This is a genomic window from Rhodococcus sp. CX, from assembly GCF_015865005.1.
In the GTDB taxonomy this organism is placed as follows: domain Bacteria; phylum Actinomycetota; class Actinomycetes; order Mycobacteriales; family Mycobacteriaceae; genus Rhodococcus.
Genome location: NZ_JADZGH010000094.1, coordinates 16,518 through 21,244, shown reverse-complemented (window position 1 = coordinate 21,244; position 4,727 = coordinate 16,518). Strand labels below are relative to the sequence as shown.

General features: G+C 68.5%; 5 protein-coding genes. 2 read left to right on the top strand and 3 right to left on the bottom strand.

Annotation, left to right across the window (positions count from 1 at the left end; translation table 11 throughout):
• Window positions 1-1,161, top strand: a 1,161-nt coding sequence (locus tag I0Q12_RS10220) for a DNA cytosine methyltransferase (protein ID WP_231610401.1), incomplete at its 5' end; no start/stop codon positions are given.
• A 60-nt stretch (window positions 1,162-1,221) separates the two neighbouring features.
• Window positions 1,222-1,596 (top strand): very short patch repair endonuclease, encoded by a 375-nt coding sequence (locus tag I0Q12_RS10215; protein WP_197251815.1) that lies wholly within the window; start codon window positions 1,222-1,224, stop codon window positions 1,594-1,596.
• Window positions 1,597-1,637: 41 nt separating this feature from the next.
• On the opposite strand, the gene I0Q12_RS10210 is transcribed toward I0Q12_RS10215, so the two are convergent.
• Genes I0Q12_RS10210 through I0Q12_RS10200 form a run of 3 tightly spaced genes read right to left on the bottom strand, consistent with a single transcriptional unit; the run spans window position 1,638 to window position 4,391 of the window.
• Window positions 1,638-1,952 (bottom strand): DUF2510 domain-containing protein, encoded by a 315-nt coding sequence (locus I0Q12_RS10210; protein ID WP_197251812.1) that lies wholly within the window; start codon window positions 1,950-1,952, stop codon window positions 1,638-1,640.
• 58 nt (window positions 1,953-2,010) lie between these two features.
• On the bottom strand, window positions 2,011-3,159 hold the full coding sequence (locus tag I0Q12_RS10205; RefSeq protein ID WP_197251811.1) for an acyl-CoA dehydrogenase family protein: 1,149 nt from the start codon (window positions 3,157-3,159) through the stop codon (window positions 2,011-2,013).
• Complete coding sequence (locus I0Q12_RS10200) at window positions 3,159-4,391, bottom strand: acyl-CoA dehydrogenase family protein (RefSeq protein ID WP_197251810.1); 1,233 nt, start codon at window positions 4,389-4,391, stop codon at window positions 3,159-3,161. The genes I0Q12_RS10205 and I0Q12_RS10200 overlap by 1 nt, the downstream gene beginning before the upstream one ends.
• Window positions 4,392-4,727: the final 336 nt, after the last annotated feature.

Genomic DNA, 4,727 nt, shown 5'->3' with positions numbered 1-4,727 from the left:
ACGTCGACGGGGAACATGGTGGGGCTGTTCGCCGGGATCGGCGGACTCGAGCTGGGATTGCGAGATCACGGCTGGAACACCGAGCTGCTCTGTGAGATCGACGCCGGCGCCCAAGCCGTGCTGCGGACCCGCTTTCCGGATGTGCCGTTGCATTCGGACGTCACGCGACTGCGGTCGCTTCCCCAGCGCACCGAGCTGGTCGCGGCGGGTTTCCCGTGCCAGGACCTGTCGCAGGCGGGCCGGACCGCCGGCATCACCGGTTCGCGATCCGGCCTCGTCGACGAGGTGTTCCGCCTGGTCAAACGCAAGCAAGGCCCGCGGTGGCTGGTCATCGAGAACGTGCCGTTCATGCTGCAGCTCGCGCGGGGATCAGCGATGCGGCACATCACCGACGCGCTCGAGGACCTCGGATACGCGTGGGCCTATCGGGTGGTCGATGCGCGGGCCTTCGGGTTGCCGCAGCGTCGCCAGCGGGTCCTGATGGTGGCCTCCCGCACCGAGGATCCGCGCGCGGTGCTGTTCGGTGAGGACGCCGGCGCTCCCGACGAGGGTGATCCGGCGGCGTATCCGTGCGGCTTCTACTGGACCGAGGGTGTGCGGGGTCTGGGTTGGGCGGTCAACGCGGTCCCGACCCTCAAGGGAGGCTCGACCGTCGGTATCGCGAGTCCCCCGGCGGTGCGGTTGCCGTCCGGGGAGATCGTCACGCCGGGCCTCGTCGACGCGGAACGGCTGCAGGGCTTCGATCCGGACTGGACGGCGCCGGCCACCGAGGCGCCAGGCGTGCGGACCGGGCATCGGTGGCGTCTCGTCGGCAATGCGGTGAGCGTGCGGATGGCCTCGTGGGTGGGGCATCGGCTGTCGAATCCGATCGACTACTCGCCCGACCACCAGTCGCCGCTGCGTCCCGGGGATCCGTGGCCGAGTGCGGCGTGGGGGGCGAACCGCCGGGCGTTCCGCGTGCACGAGTCGCACTGGCCGGTGCAGGAACCGTACGAGGATCTGGGCGGATTCCTGGAAGACGCGCGGTTGCTGTCCGCACGCGCGACCGCCGGTTTCCTGCGCCGGGCGCGGTCGGGCAACCTGCGCTTCGTCCCGGGTTTCCTCGACGACGTGGAGAGCCACCTCGATCGGATGGGTGGATTCCCCGAGGCCGCGGCCTGACGGGCTGACGCCGTGTCCGCATCCGAACGTCCCGCGACCGATCCGGTGACGAGTGCCCGGATGAGCAGGCAGCGTCGCCGCGACACCGCGCCCGAGGTGGCGTTGCGTCGCGAACTGCATCGGCGCGGGCTGCGGTTCTTCGTCGACCGCGCTCCCCTGCCTGGCCTGCGGCGCCGCGCGGACCTGGTGTTTCCCCGGCGTCATCTCGCGGTGTACGTGGACGGATGCTTCTGGCATCGCTGTCCCGTGCACGCGACCGACCCGAAGAACAACTCCGAGTGGTGGGCGGCGAAGCTCGCCGGGAACGTCGCCCGTGACCGGGACACCGACGCGCGTCTCACGGCGGCGGGCTGGACGGTCGTGCGGATCTGGGAACACGAGGATCCGCTCACCGCGGCCGATCGGGTGCAGAACGCACTGACGCCGCCGTCCTGAGGGACGGCGGCGTCGAGGTGGACGTGCTCGGGTCGTGGTGGTCAGTAGGTCTGCTGCATCCCCTGGCCGGTGTTGCGGTGGTTGCCGACGGGCTGGAACCGGTCGGTCCAGGCCGTTCCGTCGTACCAGCGCACGAAGGCCGGGTGTCCGGGATCGCTGTACCAGCCGGCGGGGCGGCCCGGCGCCTCGGGCTCCGCGGTCGCCGGCGCCGCGGAAGCCGGAGCATCACTCCGGACCGCCGACGTGGAGGCCGTGGTGCTCGACTTCGATCCGAACACACGAGGGATCAGCAGGGCCAGGGCGGCCAGCAGAGCGACCAGCACCAGCAGTGCGGCGAAAACCCACAAGAAGCTCACCGCGCCATCGTTACATACAAGTTGTATGAAACCTAGCGGCGGTCCCGATGAGTGACCTTCATCGCTTGGTCAGCGCGGCGTACCGGGCGCGATGCTGATCGGCGGTGCCGAACTCGTGTTCCAAGGCCGTCAGGCGCTTGAAGTAGTGCCCGACCGCCAGCTCCTCCGTCATGCCCATGCCGCCGTGGAGCTGGACCGCGTTCTGGCCGATGAACCGCGCCGCCCGGCTGACGGTGACCTTGGCCGCCGAGACCGCGCGCGCCCGCACCGCGCGCTCCGCCTCGAGGTTGAGAATCGCCAGGTAGACCGCCGAGATGGACTGCTCGAGCTCGATGTACATGTCGACCATGCGGTGCTGCAGCACCTGGAAGGACCCGATCGGCTGGCCGAACTGCTGCCGCTGCTTCGCGTACTCGACCGTGTCCGCCAGCACCTTCCGCATGAGGCCCACACCTTCGGCGCACACCGCGGCGGTCGCCTCGTCGAGAGCCTGCTCGACCGAATCCCACGCCTCGCCGTCGGCGCCGAGCAGCGCGTCGGCGGGCAACCGCAGGCCGGTGAACACCAGGTCGGCGGCGCGGCGGTCGTCGATGGTCCGGTAGCTGTGGACCTCGACACCCTCGGGCGGATTCTCGGCGTCGAAGTCGACGAGGAACAGCGACACCCCGTCGGTGTCGCGGCGCTCCCCCGAGGTCCGGGCGGTCACGAGCAGCTTCTGCGCCCACGGGGCGCTGCCGACGACGATCTTCTCGCCCTCGAGCACCCACGAGTCGCCGTCGCGGCGAGCGGTGGTGGTCACGTCGTGGAGCACGTTGCCGGAGGTCGGCTCGGTCGCGGCGAACGCGACGACGGCCTCGCCCGCGACGATGTCCTCGAGCACCGCCTCGGCGCGGGCACCGCCGGTCCGGGCGAGCAGCCCGGCGCCGAGGACGACCGTGTCGACGTACGGCTCGACGACGAGGGCGTAGCCGAGCTGTTCGGCGACGATCATCAGCTCGACGGGACCGCCGTCGAGACCACCGAACTTCTCCGGCACCGTGGCACCGAGGATGCCGAGTTCCTCGGCGAAGCCCCTCCAGATGTGCGGCTGGTGGCCGGCACCGATCGTCGCCGCCTTACGGCTCTCGGCGAGGTCGTAGCGCGATGCGAGGAACTTGGCGATCGAGTCGCGGAGCAGTTCCTGTTCTTTGGTCAGACTGAAGTCCATCAGAGCCCCAATGCTGCTTTCGCCAGAATGTTTCGCTGAATTTCGTTGCTGCCCGCGTAGATCGAGCCGGCGCGGTCGTTGAAGTAGCGCAGCGGCGCAACCGCCTGCCATTCTTCGCCGCTGAGGTAGTCGTCGGCGGGAGGAACGAAGTCCGCGATCGGACCGCCGGGCTTCGTCCGGTGCGGCTGGTACACGCGGCCACGCGGACCGGCAGCTTCCAGCGTCAACTCCGTGAGCGTCTGACTGAGTTCGGTGGAGAGCACCTTGAGCATCGATGCCGCCGGTCCGGGGTCGCCGCCCGACGACATCGTGGACATCGTCCGGTATTCGAGGATCTCGAGAACCTCGGTGCGGATGCGCGCGTCGGCGAGTTTCGCCGCGAACACCGGGTCGTCGATCAGTGCGCCGCCGTCGGGACCGGGCTGCTCGGCCGCGACCTCGGCGAGCCGCTCGGCCATCACCTGAAGTGCCGGGGCTGCGGCGCCGCCGCCGCGTTCGAAGATCAGCAGGTATTTCGCGACCGTCCAGCCCTCGTCGATCTTGCCGAGGACGTTGGCCTTGGGCACCCGGACGCCGTCGAAGAAGACCTGGTTCTGCACCTGCTCGCCCGAGGTCATCACCAGCGGGCGGATCTCGATGCCGGGCGAGTTCATGTCGATCAGCAGGAACGTGATGCCCTGTTGCTTCCGGCCGGTCCGCGACGTGCGCACCAGCGCGAACATCCAGTTCGCCTCGGTGGCGTGCGTCGTCCAGATCTTGCTGCCGGTGACGATCAGGTCGTCGCCGTCCTCGACGGCGGCCATCGACAGGGACGCGAGGTCGGAGCCGGCCTCGGGCTCCGAGTAACCCTGGCAGAAGAAGACCTCGCCTGTGAGGATGCCGGGCAGGAAGTAGTCCTTCTGCTCCTGGGTGCCGAACGCGATGATCGCGTGCGCGACCATCCGGATGCCCATCGGCGAGAGCGACGGCGCTCCGGCGAGGATCGACTCCCTGCTGAAGATGTAGTGCTGGGTGAGGCTCCAGTCGCAGCCTCCGTACTCCACGGGCCAAGCCGGTGCGGCCCATCCCCGCTCGTGCAGGATGCGCTGCCATTCCATGCTGGCCTCGTGGTCCGGATACACGCTCGTCGCCGACTTACCGGCGCGGCGTATCTCGGGCGTCAGCTTCTCTTCGAGAAATGCCCGTACCTCGTCCCGGAAGGCCGAATCGGCCTCTGACCACGAAAGATCCATCGATGCTCCCGGTTCTGGGGTGCTCGTCACCGAAGACGAGCGGTGAGAATCACCATTAACTTAACAAGCTCAGGCGGAATCTACCGAGGATTTGTGCCCCACGTCAACAGATCCTTTCGATCGCTCTCCGGATGGGATTGCCCGGAGAAGACGCGCTCACACACGGTTGCAGCCGCAGATCGAAGCACTCCACCCGCAACGCTTTCGAAATAGCATTCTCTCAATACGGAAACCTCGATCTCGCGCGGTCGGCCGGGTGTGCGGCCGCACACGACCCACAAGGAGGGACAGCGTGAAGTTCTGGTGCGGAACCGCGTTCATGAACACATCCGAGAT

Coding starts and splice junctions, on each gene's coding strand:
- I0Q12_RS10215 (WP_197251815.1), top strand. CDS start 1,222: ATGAGCAGGCAGCGTCGCCGCGACACCGCGCCCGAGGTGGCGTTGCGT.
- I0Q12_RS10205 (WP_197251811.1), bottom strand. CDS start 3,159: ATGGACTTCAGTCTGACCAAAGAACAGGAACTGCTCCGCGACTCGATC.
- I0Q12_RS10200 (WP_197251810.1), bottom strand. CDS start 4,391: ATGGATCTTTCGTGGTCAGAGGCCGATTCGGCCTTCCGGGACGAGGTA.